21 protein-coding genes are annotated in these 19,856 nt (G+C 63.4%); 4 read left to right on the forward strand and 17 right to left on the reverse strand.

Going from position 1 to position 19,856, the window contains the following annotated elements; all coding sequences use genetic code 11:
• Window positions 1–116 precede the first annotated feature (116 nt).
• Complete coding sequence (locus IFT75_RS01500; protein WP_122476350.1) at window positions 117–1,109, forward strand: alpha/beta fold hydrolase; 993 nt, start codon at window positions 117–119, stop codon at window positions 1,107–1,109.
• Window positions 1,110–1,233: 124 nt separating this feature from the next.
• Here IFT75_RS01500 and IFT75_RS01505 read toward each other — a convergent pair whose 3' ends face one another.
• The 8 genes from IFT75_RS01505 to IFT75_RS01540 form a co-directional block, all read right to left on the reverse strand.
• Window positions 1,234–2,508, reverse strand: a complete 1,275-nt coding sequence (locus IFT75_RS01505) for a sigma-54-dependent transcriptional regulator (RefSeq protein WP_240998698.1) — start codon at window positions 2,506–2,508, stop codon at window positions 1,234–1,236.
• 41 nt (window positions 2,509–2,549) lie between these two features.
• The gene (locus tag IFT75_RS01510) at window positions 2,550–4,439 is read right to left on the reverse strand and encodes a sensor histidine kinase (RefSeq protein ID WP_185794338.1); all 1,890 of its coding nucleotides are present in this window, start codon (window positions 4,437–4,439) and stop codon (window positions 2,550–2,552) included.
• Window positions 4,440–4,502: 63 nt separating this feature from the next.
• Window positions 4,503–5,237, reverse strand: a complete 735-nt coding sequence (locus tag IFT75_RS01515; protein ID WP_122476344.1) for an amino acid ABC transporter ATP-binding protein — start codon at window positions 5,235–5,237, stop codon at window positions 4,503–4,505.
• On the reverse strand, window positions 5,234–5,902 hold the full coding sequence (locus IFT75_RS01520) for an amino acid ABC transporter permease (protein ID WP_163007425.1): 669 nt from the start codon (window positions 5,900–5,902) through the stop codon (window positions 5,234–5,236). Before IFT75_RS01520 ends, IFT75_RS01515 begins: the two co-directional genes overlap by 4 nt.
• Window positions 5,899–6,645 carry an amino acid ABC transporter permease gene (locus IFT75_RS01525; RefSeq protein WP_122476340.1) on the reverse strand — a complete coding sequence of 249 codons (747 nt, stop codon included), beginning with the start codon at window positions 6,643–6,645 and terminating at the stop codon, window positions 5,899–5,901. Before IFT75_RS01525 ends, IFT75_RS01520 begins: the two co-directional genes overlap by 4 nt.
• Before the next feature lie 84 nt (window positions 6,646–6,729).
• On the reverse strand, window positions 6,730–7,644 hold the full coding sequence (locus IFT75_RS01530; RefSeq protein WP_122476338.1) for a glutamate/aspartate ABC transporter substrate-binding protein: 915 nt from the start codon (window positions 7,642–7,644) through the stop codon (window positions 6,730–6,732).
• A 308-nt stretch (window positions 7,645–7,952) separates the two neighbouring features.
• Window positions 7,953–9,227: a glucarate dehydratase family protein gene (locus IFT75_RS01535; RefSeq protein WP_192052951.1), complete on the reverse strand. Its 1,275-nt coding sequence runs from the start codon at window positions 9,225–9,227 to the stop codon at window positions 7,953–7,955.
• A 47-nt stretch (window positions 9,228–9,274) separates the two neighbouring features.
• Window positions 9,275–10,579 (reverse strand): MFS transporter, encoded by a 1,305-nt coding sequence (locus IFT75_RS01540; RefSeq protein WP_185794560.1) that lies wholly within the window; start codon window positions 10,577–10,579, stop codon window positions 9,275–9,277.
• 137 nt (window positions 10,580–10,716) lie between these two features.
• On the opposite strand from IFT75_RS01540, the gene IFT75_RS01545 reads away from it, so the two are divergent.
• Complete coding sequence (locus tag IFT75_RS01545) at window positions 10,717–11,628, forward strand: LysR substrate-binding domain-containing protein (RefSeq protein WP_122476336.1); 912 nt, start codon at window positions 10,717–10,719, stop codon at window positions 11,626–11,628.
• Between the two features lie 269 nt (window positions 11,629–11,897).
• Here the strand turns inward: IFT75_RS01545 and IFT75_RS01550 are convergent, their stop codons facing one another.
• On the reverse strand, window positions 11,898–12,065 hold the full coding sequence (locus IFT75_RS01550) for a DUF2897 family protein (protein ID WP_084139696.1): 168 nt from the start codon (window positions 12,063–12,065) through the stop codon (window positions 11,898–11,900).
• 205 nt (window positions 12,066–12,270) lie between these two features.
• On the opposite strand from IFT75_RS01550, the gene pyrF reads away from it, so the two are divergent.
• Window positions 12,271–12,972, forward strand: a complete 702-nt coding sequence (gene pyrF, locus IFT75_RS01555; protein WP_192052953.1) for an orotidine-5'-phosphate decarboxylase — start codon at window positions 12,271–12,273, stop codon at window positions 12,970–12,972.
• Here the strand turns inward: pyrF and IFT75_RS01560 are convergent.
• The 6 genes from IFT75_RS01560 to IFT75_RS01585 form a co-directional block, all read right to left on the reverse strand.
• Window positions 12,962–14,161, reverse strand: coding sequence for a benzoate/H(+) symporter BenE family transporter (locus IFT75_RS01560; RefSeq protein ID WP_192052955.1), 1,200 nt, complete (start codon window positions 14,159–14,161; stop codon window positions 12,962–12,964). The genes pyrF and IFT75_RS01560 overlap by 11 nt on opposite strands.
• A 109-nt stretch (window positions 14,162–14,270) precedes the next feature.
• Window positions 14,271–14,642 carry a glutaredoxin family protein gene (locus tag IFT75_RS01565; RefSeq protein WP_122476330.1) on the reverse strand — a complete coding sequence of 124 codons (372 nt, stop codon included), beginning with the start codon at window positions 14,640–14,642 and terminating at the stop codon, window positions 14,271–14,273.
• Window positions 14,643–14,670: 28 nt separating this feature from the next.
• The gene (gene folE, locus IFT75_RS01570) at window positions 14,671–15,216 is read right to left on the reverse strand and encodes a GTP cyclohydrolase I FolE (RefSeq protein WP_122476328.1); all 546 of its coding nucleotides are present in this window, start codon (window positions 15,214–15,216) and stop codon (window positions 14,671–14,673) included.
• 71 nt (window positions 15,217–15,287) lie between these two features.
• On the reverse strand, window positions 15,288–15,845 hold the full coding sequence (locus IFT75_RS01575) for a Smr/MutS family protein (protein WP_122476326.1): 558 nt from the start codon (window positions 15,843–15,845) through the stop codon (window positions 15,288–15,290).
• A gap of 36 nt (window positions 15,846–15,881) precedes the next feature.
• Window positions 15,882–16,202 carry a hypothetical protein gene (locus IFT75_RS01580; RefSeq protein WP_192052957.1) on the reverse strand — a complete coding sequence of 107 codons (321 nt, stop codon included), beginning with the start codon at window positions 16,200–16,202 and terminating at the stop codon, window positions 15,882–15,884.
• A 33-nt stretch (window positions 16,203–16,235) separates the two neighbouring features.
• The gene (locus IFT75_RS01585; protein WP_122476322.1) at window positions 16,236–16,826 is read right to left on the reverse strand and encodes a cysteine hydrolase family protein; all 591 of its coding nucleotides are present in this window, start codon (window positions 16,824–16,826) and stop codon (window positions 16,236–16,238) included.
• Window positions 16,827–16,963: 137 nt separating this feature from the next.
• On the opposite strand from IFT75_RS01585, the gene prmB reads away from it, so the two are divergent.
• Window positions 16,964–17,872 (forward strand): 50S ribosomal protein L3 N(5)-glutamine methyltransferase, encoded by a 909-nt coding sequence (gene prmB, locus IFT75_RS01590; RefSeq protein ID WP_192052959.1) that lies wholly within the window; start codon window positions 16,964–16,966, stop codon window positions 17,870–17,872.
• Window positions 17,873–17,996: 124 nt separating this feature from the next.
• On the opposite strand, the gene IFT75_RS01595 is transcribed toward prmB, so the two are convergent.
• Together IFT75_RS01595 and IFT75_RS01600 are read right to left on the reverse strand one after the other, a co-directional pair.
• The gene (locus IFT75_RS01595) at window positions 17,997–18,779 is read right to left on the reverse strand and encodes a hypothetical protein (protein WP_192052961.1); all 783 of its coding nucleotides are present in this window, start codon (window positions 18,777–18,779) and stop codon (window positions 17,997–17,999) included.
• Between the two features lie 81 nt (window positions 18,780–18,860).
• A complete protein-coding gene (locus tag IFT75_RS01600) occupies window positions 18,861–19,814 on the reverse strand; it encodes an alpha/beta hydrolase (protein WP_446731047.1) in 954 nt (317 codons plus the stop codon).
• Between the last annotated feature and the right edge of the window lie 42 nt (window positions 19,815–19,856).

Raw genomic sequence — 19,856 nt, forward strand, 5'->3', positions numbered from 1 at the left:
TCGGACGGAAGACCGTATGGCGGAGTTCATCAAACGGTCACAGAACTGTGGCAGCGCGCTGCATGAAAAGTCATCAGACTTGCGCCTCAATGGGGTTCTGCGTTCTGGTGTAAGTCATGCGTCTATTGGTGTTCCTGGCCGCGCTGCTGTGCGGGCAGTGGGTTTTTGCAGCTGCGCGCTGCGATGTCGATGTTCCGCTTCAACACGCTCCGCTGGCTCAGGTCAGCCTGGCCTATCAAAGTATCGGACGTGCGCAGGACCCTGCGCTGTTGCTGGTAATGGGGCTGGGTGGACAGTTGATCGATTGGCCCGACGAGGTGGTCAGCGCCCTCTGTGAGCAGGGCTTTCGAGTGATTCGCTTCGATAATCGCGATGTCGGCCTGTCCACCTGGTCACAGGCGCCGCCGTCGGCCAACCTCACATTCGAGGTGCTGCGCTACAAGCTGGGCTTGGCGGTGTCGGCCCCGTACAGCCTGACCGACATGGCCGACGACGCACTGGGGCTGATGGACGCCCTGCAGGTGCAGCGTTTCCACGTGCTGGGCGCCAGCATGGGTGGAATGATCGCTCAGCGTCTGGCCGATCGTGCGCCGCAGCGGGTGCAGAGCCTGACCTTGATCATGTCCAGCTCGGGTGCGCCGGGCCTGCCCGAGCCGCGCCCGGCGTTGCTGCAATTGCTGGCCAAGCGCAGCGCGCCGAACCGTGAACTGGCACTGGAGCAGCAGGCCGATTTGCTCGCGGCGCTGGGCAGCCCGCAGGTCGCCGACGACCGCGCCGAATTGCTGCATCAGGCACAGCTGTCATACGATCGGGCGTTCAATCCGCAAGGGGTGCAGCGGCAGATCCTGGCAATCCTTGCCGAGCCCAGCCGCGTGGCGCTGCTCAATCGCCTGCGGGTGCCGACACTGGTGGTGCACGGCACGGCCGATCCGTTGTTGCCGGTCATGCACGGGGTGCATCTGGCGGCGCATATCCAAGGCAGTCAGTTACGGCTCATACCGGGGTTGGCGCATCGTTTCCAGGAAGCCTTCAAGGCGCCGCTGCTGGGTGCGGTGCTGCCTTACCTGGCGCAGCAGCGCCAGCGCGAGGGGGTGTTGGCGGGGTTGTAGCTGACTGGGTGTCGGGGAGGGCCTCTTCGCGGGCAGAGCCCGCTCCCACAGGGGCTCCGTTTAGCCCAAACTCTTGTGGGAGAGTGCAGCGCCCGCGAAGAGGCCCGCAAGCCAATCACCCATCTCAGTTCAACCCGTACTTCTTGACCTTATCGAACAGGGTGGTCTTGGCCATGCCCAGCTCCAGGCTGGCCTGGCTCAGATTGCCTGCCGTGCGCTGCAGAGCCTCGGTCAGCAGGTTGCGCTCGAACGCTTCCACCGCTTCGGAAAAGCCCAGGCTGACCACGGTGGCTGCACCGTTTTTCTTGAAGGCCGGCAAACCCAGTGCGTAGCGCTCGGCCACGTTGCGCAGTTCACGGACGTTGCCGGGCCAGTCATGGCTCATCAGGCGCGACAAGGTTGGTGCATCGAGCTCGGGCGGCTCGCGGTCGAAGCGCAGGGCGGCCATTTGCAGGAAATGCTCGAACAGCTCGAGAATGTCTTCACGGCGTTCGCGCAGCGGCGGCAGTTCTAGCGTCACCACGTTGAGGCGGTAATACAGGTCGCTGCGGAACTGGTTCTGTCGGCTCAACGCGTCCAGGTCGGCCTTGGTGGCGGCGATCAGGCGACAGTCGACGGCAATGCTCTGGTTCGACCCCAGGCGTTCCAGTGTGCGCTCCTGCAGTACCCGCAGCAGCTTGATCTGCAGCGGTATCGGCATGCTTTCCACTTCGTCGAGAAACAGCGTGCCCTGGTCGGCATGCTCGATCTTGCCGATGCGGCGCTTGCCGGCGCCGGTGAAGGCATTGGCCTCATGGCCGAATATCTCGCTTTCGAACAGCTGTTCCGGCAGGCCGCCGCAATTGAGCGCCACGAATGGCTGTGGCTGGCGCCGGCTGAAATCGTGCAGGCAGCGGGCGACCAGTTCCTTGCCGGTCCCGGTTTCACCCTCGATCAACACGTTGGCCGAGGTGTCGGCGACGTTGGCGATCAGCTCGCGCAGATTGTGCATGGCGGGCGAGCGGCCAATGATGCGGCCTTCCAGCGAACTGCGTTCGGCCAATTGCCGGCGCAGCGAACTGACCTCGCGCGCCAGCCCGCGTCGCTCCAGCGCGCGGCGCACCACGTCCACCAGACGCTCGGGCGAGAAGGGCTTCTCCATGAAGTCATAGGCGCCGCTGCGCATGGCCCCCACGGCCATGGAAATATCGCCGTGGCCGGTGATCAGCACCACGGGCAGGCTGGGGTCACGCGCCTTCAGCTGGCTCAGCAGTTCCAGGCCGTCCATGCCGGGCAGGCGGATATCGCTGACCACGATGCCGGCAAAGTCGTCGCCGATGCAGGCCAGCGCGGCCTCGGCGCTGGCCACGCCCTGGCTGGGAATGTCTTCCAGCGCCAGGGCCTGCTGGCAGCCGAGCAGTACGTGGGGGTCGTCTTCGACGATCAGGACGGTCAGGGCGTTCATGGCGACTCGCTGGGCGACGCTGCCGCAAGCGGCAGGCTGAGAATGAAGGTGGTGCCACCGTCGGCGGGGTGCTCGACGGCCAGGTTGCCACCGGCGGCCGCCGCCAGGCTGGCCGACAGGGTCAGCCCCAGCCCCAGCCCGTGCTCGCCGGGCTTGGTGGTGAAAAAGGGCTCGAACAGATGCTTGCGTGTCTCGACGTCGATGCCGTGGCCGTTGTCGCGCACCTGCACGGCGTAGCGCTCACCCTCCATGCGGCCGTCCAGCCAGAGCGTGGGCTGCGGCTGGCCGGCAGTGGCATCCAGGGCGTTGCCGATCAGGTTGACCAGAATCTGTTCCAGGCGGGTCTGGTCGATAGCCAGCTGCATTTCGCTGCAGTTGCGCTGCACGTTCAGGCCACTGGCCTCGATGCGACTGGCGAGCACCTGCAGCGCACCGTCCAGCGCCTTGCCCAGGCTGGCCTGGCCCTTGTCGTCGCCCCGGCGGGCGAAAGAGCGCAGGCTGGCGGTGATGCGCCCCATGCGGTCGATCAGTTCATTCATGGTGCTCAGGTTGGTGCTGGCCGTGTCCAGCGCACCGCGTTCCAGAAAGCGCACGGTATTGCCCGACAGCGTGCGCAAGGCTGCCAGCGGTTGATTGAGTTCGTGGGCGATACTGGTGGACATCTGGCCGATGGCGGCCAGCTTGCCTGCCTGCACCAGCTCGTCCTGGGCCTTGCGCAGGGTTTCCTCGGCCTGGCGGCGTTCGCGAATCTGGCCCTTGAGGCGTTCGTTGCTGGCGCGCAGGTCCTGGGTACGTTCGGCGATGCGCCGCTCCAGATGGCTGTTGGCCTGTTCCAGCGCTTCACGGGCGGCAAGGCGGGTGGCCAGCACCTTGCGTCGCTCGTTCCAGGCAATCAGCAAGAACGCTAGCAGGGCAAAGGCCACGGCCACGAGCACGCCCTGCACAATGGCTTCGTGCCGCAGGTCCTGCATGGAGGTCAGCAGAGTGAACCGCCAGGGCGTGTCGGCCAGGCGCCGCGACTGCGACAGGTAGGTGACGTCGATGTCCTTGCCTGGCTTGTCGGTGTGGGTGGTGAAGGTGAGCAACTCCACCCCATCGGCCAGACGCTGGCGAGCGAGCGGTTCGAGCTCGTTGAGCGGCCACCAGTAGTACTGCAGGCTGCGCGCCAGGCGTTCCTTGATTTCCGGAGTCAACGGACGCACCGACTTCAGGCGCCGCGCCGGATCGCTGGAAAGAATGATGATGCCGTTCTCGTCGCTGACGAAGGCCTCCAGGCGAGCCTTCTGCCAGCGCTCTTCCAGTGCTTCCAGGCGCACCTTGATCACGGCCACGCCGATCAGCTTGCCGTGCTCCTCCAGGCCGTGGGCGAGGAAGTAGCCGGGCTCGCCGGTGGTGCTGCCGATGCCGTAGAAACGCCCGGGCTGGCCGCGAATGGCGGCCTGGAAATAACCGCGGAATGACAGGTCCTCACCGAGAAAACTGTCGGCATCGCGCCAGTTGCTGGTGGCCTGCACACGGCCGGTGGTGTCGAGCACGTAGATGGCGCGGCTGCGGCTGCGCCGATTGAGGCCTTCGAGGTAATCGTTGACCGCCTGGCGGTGCTCGCCGTCGGGCTCGTTGAGCAGGGTCGAGACACTGTCTTCGAGTTCCAGCAGGCTGGGCAGGTAGGTGTACTTGGTGATTTCGCTTTCGACGGCGCGCGCGTGCAGTTCAAGCTGCCGTTCGCCGTTTTCGCTCAGGGCGCGAATGCTGTTGTGCTCGCTGACCAGAAAACCCACGTAGCCCAGGCCCAGCGTCAACAGCAGGATCAGCGGCGGCAGGAACAATTGTCGAATCAGGCGGGGCTTCACGATCAGGTCAGGCTTTGTGGCGGGCAGGCATTTCATCACAGTCGCCTTCAAGCAGCCAGCGTCCTGCGCCCGGCAGAGCGGGCGCAGGACGGCCGGTCATCAGTGCTGCAAGATCTTGGCGAGGAACTGCTGGGCGCGATCGGACCGCGCGCTGACATCGCCGAAGAATTCTTCCTTGGGGCAGTCTTCGACGATCTGTCCCTGGTCCATGAAGATCACCCGGTTGGCCACCTTGCGGGCAAAGCCCATTTCATGGGTCACGCACATCATGGTCATGCCTTCGTGGGCCAGTTGCACCATCACGTCGAGCACTTCGTTGACCATTTCCGGGTCGAGCGCCGAAGTCGGTTCGTCGAACAGCATGACTACCGGGTCCATGGCCAGGGCGCGGGCAATCGCCACGCGCTGCTGCTGGCCGCCGGACAGCTGGCCGGGGTGCTTGTGGGCGTGGGCGGAGAGGCCGACGCGTTCGAGCAGCTGCAGGCCCTTTTTGGTGGCTTCTTCCTTGCTGCGGCCCAGCACCTTGATCTGCGCGATGGTCAGGTTTTCGGTGATGGTCAGGTGCGGAAACAGCTCGAAGTGCTGGAACACCATGCCCACGCGCGAACGCAGCTTGGGCAGATTGGTCTTGGGATCGGCGATGGACGTGCCGTCGACCACGATGTCGCCTTTCTGGAAAGGCTCCAGCGCATTCACGCACTTGATCAGGGTCGACTTGCCCGAACCCGAAGGCCCGCACACCACGACCACTTCACCTTTCTTGACGTCGGTGCTGCAATCGGTGAGCACCTGGAAGTCGCCATACCACTTGTTGATATTCTTGATGGAGATCATACGGCTAACCTTTTTTGCAGACGCTTGACCAGAAGGGAGGCGCTGAAGCTGATGAGGAAATACACCACGCCGGCGAAGATCAGGAATTCATTGGCCCGGCCAATGATGTCGCCGCTGGCGCGCGCCGAGTTGAGAAAGTCCACCAGGCCCACGGTGTAAACCAGCGAAGTGTCCTGGAACAGGATGATGCTCTGCTGCAGCAGCAGCGGGGTCATCTTGCGGAACGCCTGGGGCAGGATGATCAGGCGCATGGTCTGACCGTAGTTCATGCCCAGCGCTTGCGCGGCACCCATCTGGCCCTTGGAGATGGACTGCACGCCGGCGCGCACGATTTCACAGAAGTACGCGGCCTCGAACATCATGAACGCCACGAGGCACGAGGTGAAGGCACCGACCGGGGTGTCTTCGCCAGTGATCCAGCGCAGCACGAAAGGCACCGCCAGGTAGAACCAGGTGATGACCAGCAGCAACGGAATGGAGCGGAAGTAGTTGACGTAGGCACCGGCGAAGCGCGACAGCAGCTTGTTCGATGACAGGCGCATCAAGGCCAGTACCGTGCCCAGGGCAATGCCGCCGATGACGCCCAGCACCATCAGCTGCAAGGTCATGACCATGCCGTTCCACATGCCCGGCAGCGCCGGAATGATTCCACTGAAGTCCATCATTTACCTCCCAGGGAGATCAGCCCAGGCACGGCGAGTCTGCGCTCGAATACGCGCATCAACAGCATCAGGCTCATGTTCAGGGTGAAGTAGATCAGCGTGGCCAGGGTGAAGGCCTCGAACAGGTTGGCCGAGAACTCCGCGGTCTGCTTGGTTTGCGCCAGCAATTCCATCAGGCCGATCAACGATGCCACCGACGAGTTCTTGAACACGTTGAGGAATTCGGAGGTAAGCGGTGGAATGATGATGCGGTAGGCCTGCGGCAGCAGCACGTTCCAATAGATCTGCGGCAGGCGGAAGCCCATTGCCCTGGCGGCCGATTCCTGACCGTGGGGCAGCGCCTGAATACCGGTACGCACCTGCTCGCAGACACGCGCCGCGGTGAACAGGCCCAGGCACACCACTACGCTGAGGAATGCCGAGGTGGTCGGGTTGAGGTCCTGCTTGTACCACTCCTGCATGCCTTCGGGCAGCAGGTCGGGGACCAGGAAATACCAGATGAACAGCTGCACCAGCAACGGCACGTTGCGGAACAGTTCGACGTAGCAGGTCGCGATGCCCGAGACCCAGCGGCTCGGTACGGTGCGCATGACACCCAGCACGGAGCCCAGCAGCAGGGCGATGATCCAGGCGACCACGGCAATGGCGATGGTCCAGCCCAGGCCGGAGATGTACCAATCCAGGTAGATCTCGCTGCCGACGCCAGTGGACTTGAAGAAGACGCTCCAGTCCCAGTTGTAATTCATGGGGAATACCCCTCGGAAATTGATTCACGGGCACAGGCGTTCACTCGAACGCCGGGCGGCGCTCGAGTGAAGGCAGGGTGGTGCTTACGACTTCTTGTCGGGAGCCGGCTTGTCGTTGGGGTTGGCGATCAGCGCCTTGAGCTCGTCGCTCATGGGGAAGCCCAGGTTCAGGCCCTTTGGCGGGATCGGCTGGCTGAACCACTTGTCGTAGATGCCGTTGATGTCGCCGGAAGCGAAGGTGGCCTTGATCGCGTCGTCGACCGCTTTCTTGAACGGCTCGTCACCCTTGCGCACCATGCAGCCGTAGATCTCATAGGACTGCGGCGTGCCGGTGACTTCCCAGTCGGTGGGCTTCTTGGCCTTGGCCATTTCGCCGGCGAGCAGGGCGTCGTCCATCATGAAGGCGACGGCGCGGCCCGATTCGAGCATCTGGAAGGACTCGCCATGGTCTTTTGCCGAGACGATGTTCATGCCCATCTGCTTGTCGGCGTTCATGGACTTGAGGATGCGCTCGGAGGTGGTGCCGGCGGTGGTGACGACGTTCTTGCCTTTCAGATCGTCGAAATCCTTGTAGGAGGAATCTTTCTTGCTCAGCAGACGGGTGCCGATCTCGAAAATGCCTACGGAGAAATCGACCTGCTGGGCGCGTTCGGCGTTGTTGGTGGTGGAACCGCATTCCAGGTCGATGGTGCCGTTCTGGACCAGCGGGATACGGGTCTGCGACGTCACCAGGTTGTACTTGACCTTCAGGTCGGGCATGTCGAGGTCCTTTTTCAGGGCCTCGACTACCTTGAGCTGGATGTCGTGCGAGTAGCCGACCGGCTTGCCGGACGCATCGGCGATGTACGAGAAGGGGATGGATGCGTCGCGGTGACCGAGGGTGATGGTGCCCGAATCCTTGATTTTCTTCAGAGTGCCGGTGAGTTCGGCAGCCAATGCTGGAGTACTGATCAGCGCGGCGGCAATGGCGGCGCTCAGGAGTTTTGGAACGATACGCATCAATGAATCCTCGACTTTGTTTTTTTTATCGAGCCCGCAGGCCCTCGGGGTACGGCGAAATCCGGCGGCTGGGTAGTTACCGGCTTCGTTGAAGAGTGTAGAGCATGAGTCGTGCCAAAGGCGGGGATGTGGCTCGCAGCCAAGCCGGCTGGGGAGGTTGGGCATGTAGCAGGGGATGAGGAGCGAAAGCTTCGTTCGGAAAACCGAATATCCTTGGGTGCCATGGACGGATTTCCGAGTCGCTGCAGGCATTGGCGGGCGGCGAGCCATCTGCCCGCGAAGAGGCCTCTAGATCAAACCGGGACCCATCAAAACCGTGGCTTCACCGCTTTCCAGTCTGGCTTGTACCTGGCCATCTGCCGCACGTCGTCGCGAGAACGAATCCCGCAGCGCAGAAACTGCTCATGCAGCATGCCCAGCTGGTCGCGATCCAGTTCCAGCCCCAGCCCCGGTGTCTTGTTGATCTTCACGCACCCGTCGACGATGGGCAGCTTGCCGCCCTTGATCACTTCTTCATCCGGCTCCTGCCACGGATAGTGCGTGTCACAGGCGTAATCCAGGTTCGGCACCGACGCCGCCACATGGGCCATGGCCATCAAGCTGATGCCCAGGTGAGAGTTCGAGTGCATGGACACGCCCAGGCCCCAGGTGTGACACATGCTCGCCAGCACTTGGGTATCGCGCAAGCCACCCCAGTAGTGATGGTCGGCGAGCACGATCTGCACACTGTTGCGCTCGACGCTGCGGCGGAACTCGGCGAAGTCGGTCACCACCATGTTGGTCGCCAGGGGCAGCCCGGTACGCTTGTGCAACTCGGCCATGTCGTCCAGCCCGGGGCAGGGGTCCTCATAGTATTGCAGGCTGTCGCCAAGCAGCTCGGCCATGCGGATCGAGGTCTCCAGTGACCAGTTGCCGTTGGGGTCGATGCGCAGCGGGTGGTCGGGGAAGGCTTTCTTCAGGGCCAGAATGCACGCCACTTCACGCTCGGGTTCAAGGGTGCCGGCCTTGAGCTTGATGCTCTTGAAACCATACTGCTCGATCATGCGCCTGGCCTGGGCGACGATCTGCTCCTCGTTCAAGGCCTCGCCCCAATTGTCCGCAGGGTAGGGCGAGTCGACGTGCTCGGCATACTTGAAAAACAGGTAGGCACTGAACGGCACTTCGTCACGCACCGCGCCACCGAGCAGATCCACCAGCGGGCGGTTCAGCGAACGCGCCTGCAGGTCAAGCAACGCCACCTCGAATGCCGAATAGGCATTGGTGACCGCCTTGCTGGCATGGGAGCCCGGTGCCAACTCGGCGCCGCTCACGCTGGCCGGCTTGTGCCGGGCCACCGTGCTGGCGACGATCTGGCGCAGACCGTTGAGGTTGAACGGGTCCAGGCCCGGCAGTTGGTCCTTGATGGCCATCTGAATGGCCAGCGCCGGTGCGTCGCCGTAGCTTTCGCCCAGCCCCACATAGCCATTGTCGCTCTCCACCTCGATGATCGAGCGCAAGGCATAAGGTTCGTGGATGCCGCTGGCATTGAGCAGCGGCGGGTCGCGGAAAGCGATCGGGGTAACGGTTACGCGTTTGATCTTCACAGGCATTCTCCTCGGGATGCAGGCCCCGCCTGGCGGGGCGTTCCTTGTCAGTGCGCAGCGGCAGGTTGCAGCGGCTTGTCATCGGGCTTCTGCCCGCGGGGTCGGGTGCGGGCGAAAAACACCACGATCGCGGCCAGCACGGAGGTGGCGGCCAAACCATACAAGCCGCCCTGGATCGACCCGGTCTTCTCTTCCAGAAAACCGAACACGGTCGGGGCGACGAAGCCGCCCAGGTTGCCCACCGAGTTGATCAGGGCCAGCACGGCGGCAGCGATGCGTGCGTCCAGATAGGCTTGCGGGATCGGCCAGAACAACGCCGAGGCGGCCTTGAAACCTACCGCTGCAAAACAGATGGCAACGAAGGCGAACACCGGGCCGCCGTAGGTCGACATGAACATGCCTGCGGCTGCGATCAGCAAGGTCGTTGCCACCCACGCCTGCTGATGCTTGAAGCGCGCAGCCAGGGCCGCGAAGCCGTACATGGCGGCAATCGAAATGATCCAGGGAATGGAGTTGAACAGGCCCACTTCGAAGTCGGACACGTTACCCATCTTCTTGATCATGCTGGGCAGCCAGAACGTGGCGCCGTAGATGGTCAGGGCCACCGAAAAGAAGATGAAGCAGAACACCAGGATCTGGGTGTCGGCGAGCAACTTGAAGATCGAGGGCTTGACCACGTGCTCGGCTTCACGGGCACGTTGCTCGTCGCCAATGACGCGGCTCAGGGTCGTCTGCTCGGTGGCGGTGAGCCACTTGGCTTCGTGGATGTGCGACTGCAACCAGTAGTAGACGAACCCGCACAGCGCCACCGAAGCGCCGCCCTCGATCAGAAACATCCACTGCCAGCCATGCAGGCCCAGCCCGGTCACGCTCAACAGGGCGCCGGTGATGGGTCCGGAGATGATCGAGGCGATGGCCGAACCACTGAGGAAGATCGCCATGGCCTTGCCGCGCTCGCTGGCCGGCAGCCATTGGGTGAAGTAGTAGAGCACGCCGGGATAGAAGCCCGCTTCGGTGACGCCGAGCAAAAAGCGCATGACGTAGAAGCTGGTTTCGCCCTGGACGAAGGCCATGCCCATGGCCACCAGGCCCCAGGTGAACATGATCCGCGTAAGCCAGGCGCGGGCACCGAAGCGTTGCAGGAGCATGTTGGAGGGCACTTCGAACAGTGCGTAGCCAACGAAGAACAGACCTGCACCCAGGCCATAGGCGGCGGCACCGATACCCAGATCGGTTTCCATGTGGGTGCGGACGAAACCGATGTTCACCCGGTCAATGTAATTGACGATGAACATTACGACGAACAGTGGCAGCACATGCCGCTTGACCTTGGCCACCGCGCTGGCGAGCACGCTGGGGTCGATGGCACCGGATTGAACGTTCAAGGGCGACTCCGATGGTTATTTTTTTTGGAGGGCTCGATCATGAACTTGGGGTATTGTTTCAGTCCAATTCAAGTTGGCACTTGATTGATACCGAGGTTGAATCAATGTTCGAACTCAGCCAGCTCCGTTGCTTCACCACGGTGGCCACGGAACTCAATTTCCGCCGCGCCGCCGAACGTCTCAACATGACCCAACCGCCCTTGAGTCGGCAGATCCAACTGCTGGAGCATCACCTGGGCGTGGAACTGTTCACCCGCAGCACGCGCAGCGTGGCACTCACCGCGGCCGGCCGGGCTTTTTTCGTCGAGGCGCAAAACCTGCTGGAGCGAGCGCAGCAAGCGGCGGTGTCGGCCAGGCGTTTTGCCGAAGGCGATATCGGCTCGGTGAATATCGCCTTCGTCGGCAGCGCAGTGTACGAATTCCTGCCCAAGGTCATCGCCGAGGCGCGGCTCAAGCAGCCGCAAGTGAAGATCGACCTGTCGGAAATGAACACCTACCAGCAACACGAAGCCTTGCGTGCCCGGCGTATCGATCTGGGCATCGCGCGCGCACCGTTGCTCGACAGCGGCTACCTGACCGAATGCCTGGTGCGTGAGCCGTTCGTCCTGGCAACCCCGGCCGGGCATCCGCTGGCCGACGCCGGCGTGGTGCGCGTGCAGGATCTGGATGGCCAGCCGTTCCTGATGTACTCGCACTCGGCCTATCCGCCGTTCAACGAGCTGCTCACCGGAATGCTGCGTTCGGCTCAGGTGACCCCGCAATACGTGCAGTGGCTGGGTTCATCGCTGACCATTCTGGCGCTGGTCAATGCCGGCATGGGCGTTGCGCTGGTGCCGCGTTGCGCCACCAGCGTGGTGTTCAAGAACGTGGTGTTTCGCGATATCGATCTGGGCGAGGGCGTGCAGAGCGAGCTGCACCTGATCTGGCGCGAGAACAACGACAATCCGGCGTTCGCCATGCTGCTCGAGGCCATCAGGAGTGCGGCGCGTAATGGGTGGGGCGGCGATATTCACTGATCATAAATTGATCAAGGCCGGCAAAGCCTTGCGGTACGTGGCCTGCGGCCTGTTCTCCCAAGCTTATCCACAGGCAGGTGCACGACGAATGTGCATAAACCCTTGAAACAGCTCGCTTTTTGAGCAAGCCGTGAAGACGCTTGCGGGCCGTGGCCTGCAGGGCATTGCACCCAGGTTATGCACAGGCTCATGCATGTTTTCAGGGGATAAGCTTCGGCCTGCCGACAGAGCGTCCCAAGTGCCGGCGCACTCGGGACTTCACGCGTCTGTCAGCGGTTGCGTGCGTCCTTCGCATCCATTTCGGCGTTGCGTTCGTGCACTTTCTTGAGCTGCTCATCGGTCAATGGCAGCTTCTGGGCACTTTGCTTGAGCACCATCAAGCCACCGACGATCGAGCCGATGGCCACCAACAATATCAACCAGGCATACCAGGGCATGGGACACTCCTTGCGCGGTGCGCCGAGAATGCGCGGCGCTTGTGAAGGTTGGAGCGACAGTGGGTCGCAGTGGTTCCATCATAGCCCTTGGCGATCGCGCCGGGGCGTTGCTTCGAGCCGGTGGTGGTGGCTGTGCAGGGCGCCCGCGACCGGGCAAAATCCGCTACAATGCGCGCCGATTTCGACCTGCCTCCGAGAACCCGCCATGTCCGTCTGCCAGACTCCCATCATCGTCGCCCTGGATTACCCGACCCGCGAAGCGGCCCTGAAGCTGGCCGATCAACTGGATCCCAAGCTGTGCAGGGTCAAGGTGGGCAAGGAGCTGTTCACCAGCAGCGCCTCGGGCATCGTCGAAACCTTGAACGCCAAGGGCTTCGAGGTGTTCCTGGACTTGAAATTCCACGATATCCCGAACACCACCGCCATGGCCGTCAAGGCTGCTGCTGAAATGGGCGTGTGGATGGTCAACGTACACTGTTCCGGTGGCCTGCGCATGATGACGGCTTGCCGCGAGGTGCTGGAACAGCGCTCTGGCGCCAAGCCATTGCTGATCGGCGTCACCGTGTTGACCAGCATGGAGCGCGAAGACCTTGCCGCCATTGGCCTGGACATCGAGCCGCAGGAGCAGGTATTGCGCCTGGCGGCGCTGGCGCAAAAAGCCGGCATGGATGGTCTGGTCTGTTCGGCGCTGGAAGCCCAGGCCTTGAAGGCAGCCCACCCGACCCTGCAGCTGGTAACCCCAGGCATTCGCCCGGCCGGCAGTGCCCAGGATGACCAGCGGCGCATCCTCACACCTCGCCAGGCGCTGGATGCGGGTTCCGATTACCTGGTGATCGGGCGTCCGATCAGCCAGGCTGTCGATCCAGCACAGGCGTTGGCCGATGTGGTTGCGCAGATCAACGGCTGAGCTTGCCCGCGTTGAGAATCAGCAACGTCAGTACGCCGGCAATGATCCCCCAGAACGCCGAGCCTACCGAAAACAGCGTCAGGCCCGAGGCGGTGACCATGAATGTCACCAAAGCGGCCTCGCGCTCCTTCGGCTCGCTCATGGCCTGAGTCAGGCCATTGATGATGGAGCCGAACAACGCCAGTGCGGCGATCGACAGCACCAGCTCTTTGGGCAGGGCGGCGAACAGCGCTGCCAGGGTGGCGCCGAACGTGCCGGCAATTGCATAGAACACGCCGCACCAGACCGCCGCGGTATAGCGTTTGGCAGGGTCTTCGTGGGCATGCGGGCCCGTGCAGATGGCCGCGCTGATGGCCGCCAGGTTGACCCCATGGGAGCCGAACGGCGCCATCAGCAACGAGGCGATACCCGTCACCGAGATCAATGGCGAGGCCGCTACCTGATAGCCATCGGCGCGCAGTACGGCAATACCCGGCATGTTCTGCGAGGTCATGGCCACCACGAACAGGGGGATGCCGATGCTGATGGTCGCGGCCAGGGAAAAGGACGGCGTGGTCCACTGCGGCACGGCGACCTGCAGGCTGAAATGGCTGAAATCGAGCAGGCCGAGCGCGCCGGAAACCAGCGTGCCGATGACCAGCGCCGCCAGCACCGCATAGCGCGGCGACAGCCGTTTCACCATCAGGTAGGTGAAGAACATGCACAGCACCAGGGCTGTGCGATGCTGCGCGGCGACGAATATCTCGCTGCCGATCTTGAACAGGATACCGGCCAGCAGCGCTGCGGCCAGCGAAGCTGGCAGGCGCTTGAGCAGGCGGTCGAAACTGCCGGTCAGGCCGCAGATCGTGACCAGCGCCGCGCAGGTGATGAACGCGCCGATGGCTTCGGGGTAACTCACGCCGCCCAGGCTGGTGATCAGCAGGGCCGCGCCCGGTGTCGACCAGGCGACCGTGATGGGGGTACGGTAGCGCAGCGACAGACCGATGCTGCACACCGCCATGCCGATCGACAGTGCCCAGATCCACGAGGATATCTGCGCGGTGGTCAGGCCGGCGGCCTGGCCGGCCTGGAACATCAGGACCAGCGAGCTGGTGTAGCCGGTCATCATGGCGATGAAACCGGCCACCACGGCAGATGGCGCCGTATCGGCCAGCGGACGCAGCGGGGCGACGGTGGTGGGGTTGGGCATGGCGGTCCGATCCTTGTCCTGAGCAGCGTCGGTCAAGGGTAAGCCAAGGTGTACAGGCGCATGCGGTACAGCGGCGCGATCAATCGGCGATACAGCTGGGCGACAGCACTCAGGCTGCCGCGAAGCGGGTGTTCAGGTAATCGATGATCACTTTGGAATCGTACATCCAGGTGACCTTGCCGGCCTCCTCGATACGCAGGCAGGGCACCTTGATCTTGCCACCCTCGGCCAGCAGGGTATCGCGCGCAACCGGGTCGTTCTTCGCGTCGCGCAGGGGTACCGGCACATTGAGCTTGTGCAGGGTGCGGCGGGTCTTCACGCAGAACGGGCAGGCGTGGAACTGATAGAGCGTCAGCCCGCTGGCGGCGCGGTCGACCTCGGCCTGCGCTTCGGGGCTGCGCTTGCGACGCGGTGGGCGGGTGAGCAGGTCGCCCGCCACGATCACCTGGCCCAGTCCGATACGCAACGCTTTCATCAACATGTGGCAGCCCTCGAGGTTGGGGTACGGCTTACTTGATCAGGCTGAGAAATTCGCTGCGGGTCGCCGCGTTGTCGCGGAACTCGCCCAGCATCACCGACGTGATCATCGAAGAATTCTGCTTCTCGACGCCACGCATCATCATGCACATGTGCTTGGCTTCGATGACCACGGCGACACCCAGTGCACCAGTGACCTGCTGCACCGCATCGGCGATCTGCCGGCCCAGGTTTTCCTGGATCTGCAGGCGGCGAGCGTACATGTCGACGATACGCGCCACCTTGGACAGCCCGAGCACCTTGCCGCTGGGAATGTAGGCAACGTGAGCACGGCCAATGAACGGCAGCAGATGATGCTCGCACAACGAATAGAGTTCGATATCCCTGACCAGGACCATTTCGCTCGCGTCGGAGCTGAACAGCGCACCGTTGGTGACTTCATCGAGAGTCTGCTCGTAGCCGCGGCACAAGTACTTCATGGCTTTGGCGGCGCGTTTGGGCGTGTCGAGCAGGCCTTCGCGGTTAACGTCCTCGCCGAGTTGGCCAAGGATCTCGGTGTAGTTCTGTTCCAGGGACATGATCAAACCTGTGGGGAATATTTCGCAGACGCGAAGGGTACGGCTCCGCTCGCACGGGTGCAAGCGAAGCGTTATTCGTCGCGGCCTTCGAGCATGGTGCGCTTGAGCATCACGTACACCGCGCCGGCGCCGCCATGGCGTGGCTGGCAGGAGGTGAAACCCAGCACCTGCGTGTGCTGACGCAGCCAGGTGTTGACGTGGCTCTTGATCATCGGCCGCTTGCCGTCCAGGCGCACCGCCTTGCCATGGGTCACGCGCACGCAGCGGATTTCGAAACGGGTGGCTTCGGCGAGGAATGCCCAGAGCGTTTCGCGGGCTTTCTCCACCGTCATGCCGTGCAGGTCGAGGCTGCCTTCGAAGGGAATCTGGCCGACCTTGAGCTTGCGCATCTGGCTTTCCTGGACGCCGTCGCGCGCCCAGTGCAGGTCGTCCTCGGGGCCGACGTCGATGACGAACTGATCGGACAGCCCGTCGACCGTCGTGCCCTGGGTGCCCACCGTGGCTGCCTGGCGCAGTGCCTGCAGCTTGAGCTTGTCGGCTTTCGGCCTGCCGGTGTCGGCGCGATCGTGCTGGATGCGCCGCACGCCGCGCATCTGGTCCTTGAACAGGGAAAATTCGTCGTCTTGCATGAAGGTCTCCACCACGGGAGCGCTAGTCTACGCGACTCAATCGTGCTTTTTCATCAGGTGCGGGGCCAGGCCGAGTTCACGGCTGCGGCGCATTCCACGGCGGCTGCGGCGCCAAAGCCACAGGCCAAGATAAAGCACCAGCAGCCCCATGCCAGCGAGTGTGGCCGCGCCGCTGGTGGTGGTGTCCAGCCCGATTATCTGCGGCGGATGCCCCAGCAGGGTGGCGACGCCGGCCATCGCCAACAACAAGCCAAGGGTCAGCAGCACGGCGCCCAGCCCCGCGCCCAGCCGATAACGCCAGCCACCGGGAGCACGTTTCCTGAGTCTGCGCGCATTGAAACCATGGGATGACTTCATTGATTCCTCGGTGGCGATCGGGCCGGCTGGGGGTCAGAGCAAGTCGCCGGTCATGGCAACCGCGGCGAAGTTGTCACGCATGATGGCCATTTCAGCTTCCTGCACCTTGGCCGCGGCAAGCACGCCATCGCCCTGGGGCAGGTCGCGGGTCGCGCAGGCGTCGGCCACCAGGGTGCAGCGATAACCGTAGTCCTTGGATGCACGCACGGTGGTGCTGACGCTGGAGTGGCTCATGAATCCGCAGACGATCAGGTCCAGGTGGCCATAGCTCTGCAGCAGCTCGTGCAGCCCGGTGTTGTTGAAGGCATTGGGCATGCGCTTCTCGACCACGGCTTCGTCGCCCTGCGGTTCGAAACCCTCGATGAACTCGCCGCGCCGGCCCTGGGGGTCAAACAGCCCGCCAACGGTGCCCAGATGGCGGATGTGCACCACCGGCCGCTTGGCCGCACGCGCCGCAGCTACCAGGCTGGCGATGTTGGCCAGCGCATCGTCCATGCCCGACAGGGCCAGGTCGCCACTGAGGTATTCCTTCTGCGCATCGATGATGATCAGGCTGGCGTTGGCGATCCGGGTGGGCGGGAAACCGCGGCCACTGAGTTGGAACATCGTCTTTGGAACGGACATCTGGGGCTCCTTTGGCTAGGGCTTTTGCCGCATTGTCCTCTGCTCGAGCCGTTCTGTGAATCGGATTGAGCGAACATCGCGAAAATCACCCACGGGCCTCTGTTAATATTCCGGCTTGATTCGACCGAGGAGCTTTTGTGATCACTTCCCGCTTGCGCACCGTGCGCGACCACATCCGTTGGGCCGTCAGCCGTTTTCATGGCGAAGAGCTGTTCTTCGGCCACGGTACCGACAACGCCTGGGACGAAGCCCGTCTGTTGGTGCTGGGGGCGTTGAACCTGCCCTATGAAATCGCCGACAGCTACCTGGATTGCCGCCTGGAAGACGACGAGATCGTGCGTGTGCAGCACCTGCTCAAGCGGCGCATGGAAGAGCGCGTGCCGGCCGCCTACCTGATCGGTGAGGCCTGGTTCTGCGGCATGTCTTTCATTGTCGATGCGCAGGTGCTGGTGCCACGTTCACCGATCGGCGAGCTGATCGAGAACAGCTTCGAGCCTTGGCTGAGCCAGCCGCCGGCGCGCATCCTCGACCTGTGTACCGGTTCGGGCTGCATCGGCATCGCCTGCGCCGACGTTTTTCAGGACGCCGAAGTAGTGCTGGCCGACCTGTCGTTCGAGGCGCTCGAGGTGGCCAACCAGAACATCGAACGGCATGGCCAGGAAGAGCGTGTCTATACGGTGCAGGGCGATGGTTTCGAAGGCCTGCCGGGGCAGTGTTTCGACTTGATCGTGTGCAACCCGCCCTATGTCGATGCCGAGGACTTCGCCGACATGCCCGCCGAGTACCAGCACGAACCCGAACTGGGCCTGGCCTGTGGCGACGACGGCCTGAACCTGGTGCGGCGCATGCTGGCCGAGGCGGCTGATCACCTCAACGACAAAGGCCTGTTGATCATTGAGGTCGGCAACAGCCAGGTGCACGTCGAGGCGCTCTATCCGGAAGTGGACTTCAACTGGCTGGAGTTCCAGCGCGGCGGGCATGGCGTGTTCATGCTCAGCGCGGCCCAGTGCCGTGAGCATCAGGCGTTGTTCGCTTCGCGTATCTGAGAACGCATGACATGAACTGTAGAGCGGGTTGCGCTCGCGAACGTCTGCAGCGGTTTGGCTCGATACCGCAGTGACGCCTTCGCGGGCAGAGCCCGCTCCCACACAGTTTTTGCGAGTGCCGCTGTCAGCGGTGGGTGGCGATCCAGATCAGCAGCGCGGCCTGGAACACGGCGAAGGCAATCAGGCAGGCGATGGTGAAGCGCAGGCCGCTTTCCTCGCGCGCGAATTTCCCGATACGTTCCTGCTGCCCATGCAGCTTGAGTTCCATCTCCTGCAACTGCTGCTCGGCCATCTGCAGCATCTCGCTGGCCGCCAGCACCTCGACCACCTGCACTTTCTCCGCGTTCCAGGTGCTCAGCAACTGGCTGACGGCAATCGGGTGATACTGGCCCTTGAGGCGTTGCACGTCTGCGTATTCGACGTTCAAGCCTTGGGTGCGCAGTGCGTGATCACGACGATCCAGGCCCGCCGGTTGCAGCGCCTCCTTGCTCGACAGCGCCGCGCCTTGCAGCGTGTAGTGCGGCCAATGACGCTGCAGCCAGGCGGCAGCGTGGGCCATGACGAAGCGACCCAGGCCGCGGTTGACCGGTTCCAGTTGCAGGCCTGCGTCACTGCCCAGGCTGACTTGCCGTAGCTGATGATCGACCCAGACATCCAACCGGTTCTGCTCGCTGCGGACGCGCTGGCCGGGCAACTGGATGTCCAGGCGCAACAGGCTCAGGGCAGGGTCGTGGCGCTCGGCCATGCCGAACTGCACGAAACGCAGGGGGCGCGGCCCACTGGCCCGGTCGGCGGGCAGGGGCGCCAGGCGCAGCATCCTGAACTGCTCGGGGGTCACCTCGGCCCACGGCCGCGGCGGCGCTGCAGGTTCTTCGACGATGGCTTCTGGCGGGGCTTGTTCGGTCATGGCGCGATCCTCTTCACGGACCTTGTATCGGCCATGCCTGCCCACTCTTGAACGCTGCCATGGGTCCCCTGGCGCGTTGGGTCAAAGTCCGTCGATGAATTTCACCACTGCCTGACCCAGTCCCGCCGCCAGCGGACGTTTGTGGTCACGATACGACTTGAGTTGCGAAGGCAGGTCCATCGGTACGATACGCAGCACGTGGTTCATGCCGGGAATCAGCGCCAGCTGCGCATCGGGCTTGGCGCGTTGCAGTGCCTGCGCATCGCCAATCCCGACCTGGATGTCGTTGCTGCCCTGCACGATGAGGGCGGGGATCTTCAAGGCGGCGAAGGCCTGCGCAGGGTCCTGGCGCAACAGCGAAATCAGGTAAGGCTGCACGCTGGGGCGAAACAATACCTGCAGGGCCTTGGGCACGTCCGGGTCATACTGCCCGGCTTCCAGCCGCTCGATCAGTTGGTAGCTGCGCGGTTGCAGTTCGGCTGGCAGGCGTTCGCCGATCTGCTCGCGCAACACTTCGCCCAGGGGACGACCGCTGCCCGACAGCGAAATCACCGCATCGGCATTGGCGCGCGGCGCTGCCAGGGTGGCGATCAGCGCACCTTCGCTGTGGCCCAGGATGATCAGCGGGCCGAAACGCGGGTCGCGCTTGAGCTGCGCGCTCCAGGCCACGGCATCGTCGACGTAGCCTGCCACGCTCAGATCACGCTCGTCGGGGGTGGCCTTGCGCCCGGTGGCCACGCCGCGTTTGTCATAGCGCACGCTGGCAATGTTGTTCTGCGCCAGTAGCAAGGCGAGCTTCTTCAGGCTGTCGTTGCGACCTGCCTCGGGATTGTTGCCGTCCCGGTCGGTCGGACCGGAGCCGGAAATCATCAGCACCACCGGCACCGGCCGATCCGCGCGGGGCACCAGCTGCGAGCCGTACAGCTTGCCCTGAGCGGTCTGCAGCTCGACCGGGCGCCTGGCAATATCAGGGGTGGCGGCCAGCGCAGCGGTGCTGCTGACGAACAGTATCAAGGCCACCAATCGGAACGTCATCTGCAACATCATCGAGCCACTATCGAGGGAAGTGCGCTTTGG

The organism is Pseudomonas sp. CFBP 8758 (assembly GCF_014841725.1).
Classification (GTDB): Bacteria; Pseudomonadota; Gammaproteobacteria; order Pseudomonadales; family Pseudomonadaceae; genus Aquipseudomonas; species Aquipseudomonas baltica.

Bases quoted from the DNA above. Each gene is read 5' to 3' on its own strand.
- IFT75_RS01500 (WP_122476350.1), top strand. From the start codon at position 117: ATGCGTCTATTGGTGTTCCTGGCCGCGCTGCTGTGCGGGCAGTGGGTT.
- IFT75_RS01510 (WP_185794338.1), bottom strand. From the start codon at position 4,439: ATGAAATGCCTGCCCGCCACAAAGCCTGACCTGATCGTGAAGCCCCGC.
- IFT75_RS01515 (WP_122476344.1), bottom strand. From the start codon at position 5,237: ATGATCTCCATCAAGAATATCAACAAGTGGTATGGCGACTTCCAGGTG.
- IFT75_RS01520 (WP_163007425.1), bottom strand. From the start codon at position 5,902: ATGATGGACTTCAGTGGAATCATTCCGGCGCTGCCGGGCATGTGGAAC.
- IFT75_RS01525 (WP_122476340.1), bottom strand. From the start codon at position 6,645: ATGAATTACAACTGGGACTGGAGCGTCTTCTTCAAGTCCACTGGCGTC.
- IFT75_RS01530 (WP_122476338.1), bottom strand. From the start codon at position 7,644: ATGCGTATCGTTCCAAAACTCCTGAGCGCCGCCATTGCCGCCGCGCTG.
- IFT75_RS01545 (WP_122476336.1), top strand. From the start codon at position 10,717: ATGTTCGAACTCAGCCAGCTCCGTTGCTTCACCACGGTGGCCACGGAA.
- IFT75_RS01550 (WP_084139696.1), bottom strand. From the start codon at position 12,065: ATGCCCTGGTATGCCTGGTTGATATTGTTGGTGGCCATCGGCTCGATC.
- pyrF (WP_192052953.1), top strand. From the start codon at position 12,271: ATGTCCGTCTGCCAGACTCCCATCATCGTCGCCCTGGATTACCCGACC.
- IFT75_RS01560 (WP_192052955.1), bottom strand. From the start codon at position 14,161: ATGCCCAACCCCACCACCGTCGCCCCGCTGCGTCCGCTGGCCGATACG.
- IFT75_RS01565 (WP_122476330.1), bottom strand. From the start codon at position 14,642: ATGTTGATGAAAGCGTTGCGTATCGGACTGGGCCAGGTGATCGTGGCG.
- folE (WP_122476328.1), bottom strand. From the start codon at position 15,216: ATGTCCCTGGAACAGAACTACACCGAGATCCTTGGCCAACTCGGCGAG.
- IFT75_RS01575 (WP_122476326.1), bottom strand. From the start codon at position 15,845: ATGCAAGACGACGAATTTTCCCTGTTCAAGGACCAGATGCGCGGCGTG.
- IFT75_RS01580 (WP_192052957.1), bottom strand. From the start codon at position 16,202: ATGAAGTCATCCCATGGTTTCAATGCGCGCAGACTCAGGAAACGTGCT.
- IFT75_RS01585 (WP_122476322.1), bottom strand. From the start codon at position 16,826: ATGTCCGTTCCAAAGACGATGTTCCAACTCAGTGGCCGCGGTTTCCCG.
- IFT75_RS01595 (WP_192052961.1), bottom strand. From the start codon at position 18,779: ATGACCGAACAAGCCCCGCCAGAAGCCATCGTCGAAGAACCTGCAGCG.
- IFT75_RS01600 (WP_446731047.1), bottom strand. From the start codon at position 19,814: ATGACGTTCCGATTGGTGGCCTTGATACTGTTCGTCAGCAGCACCGCT.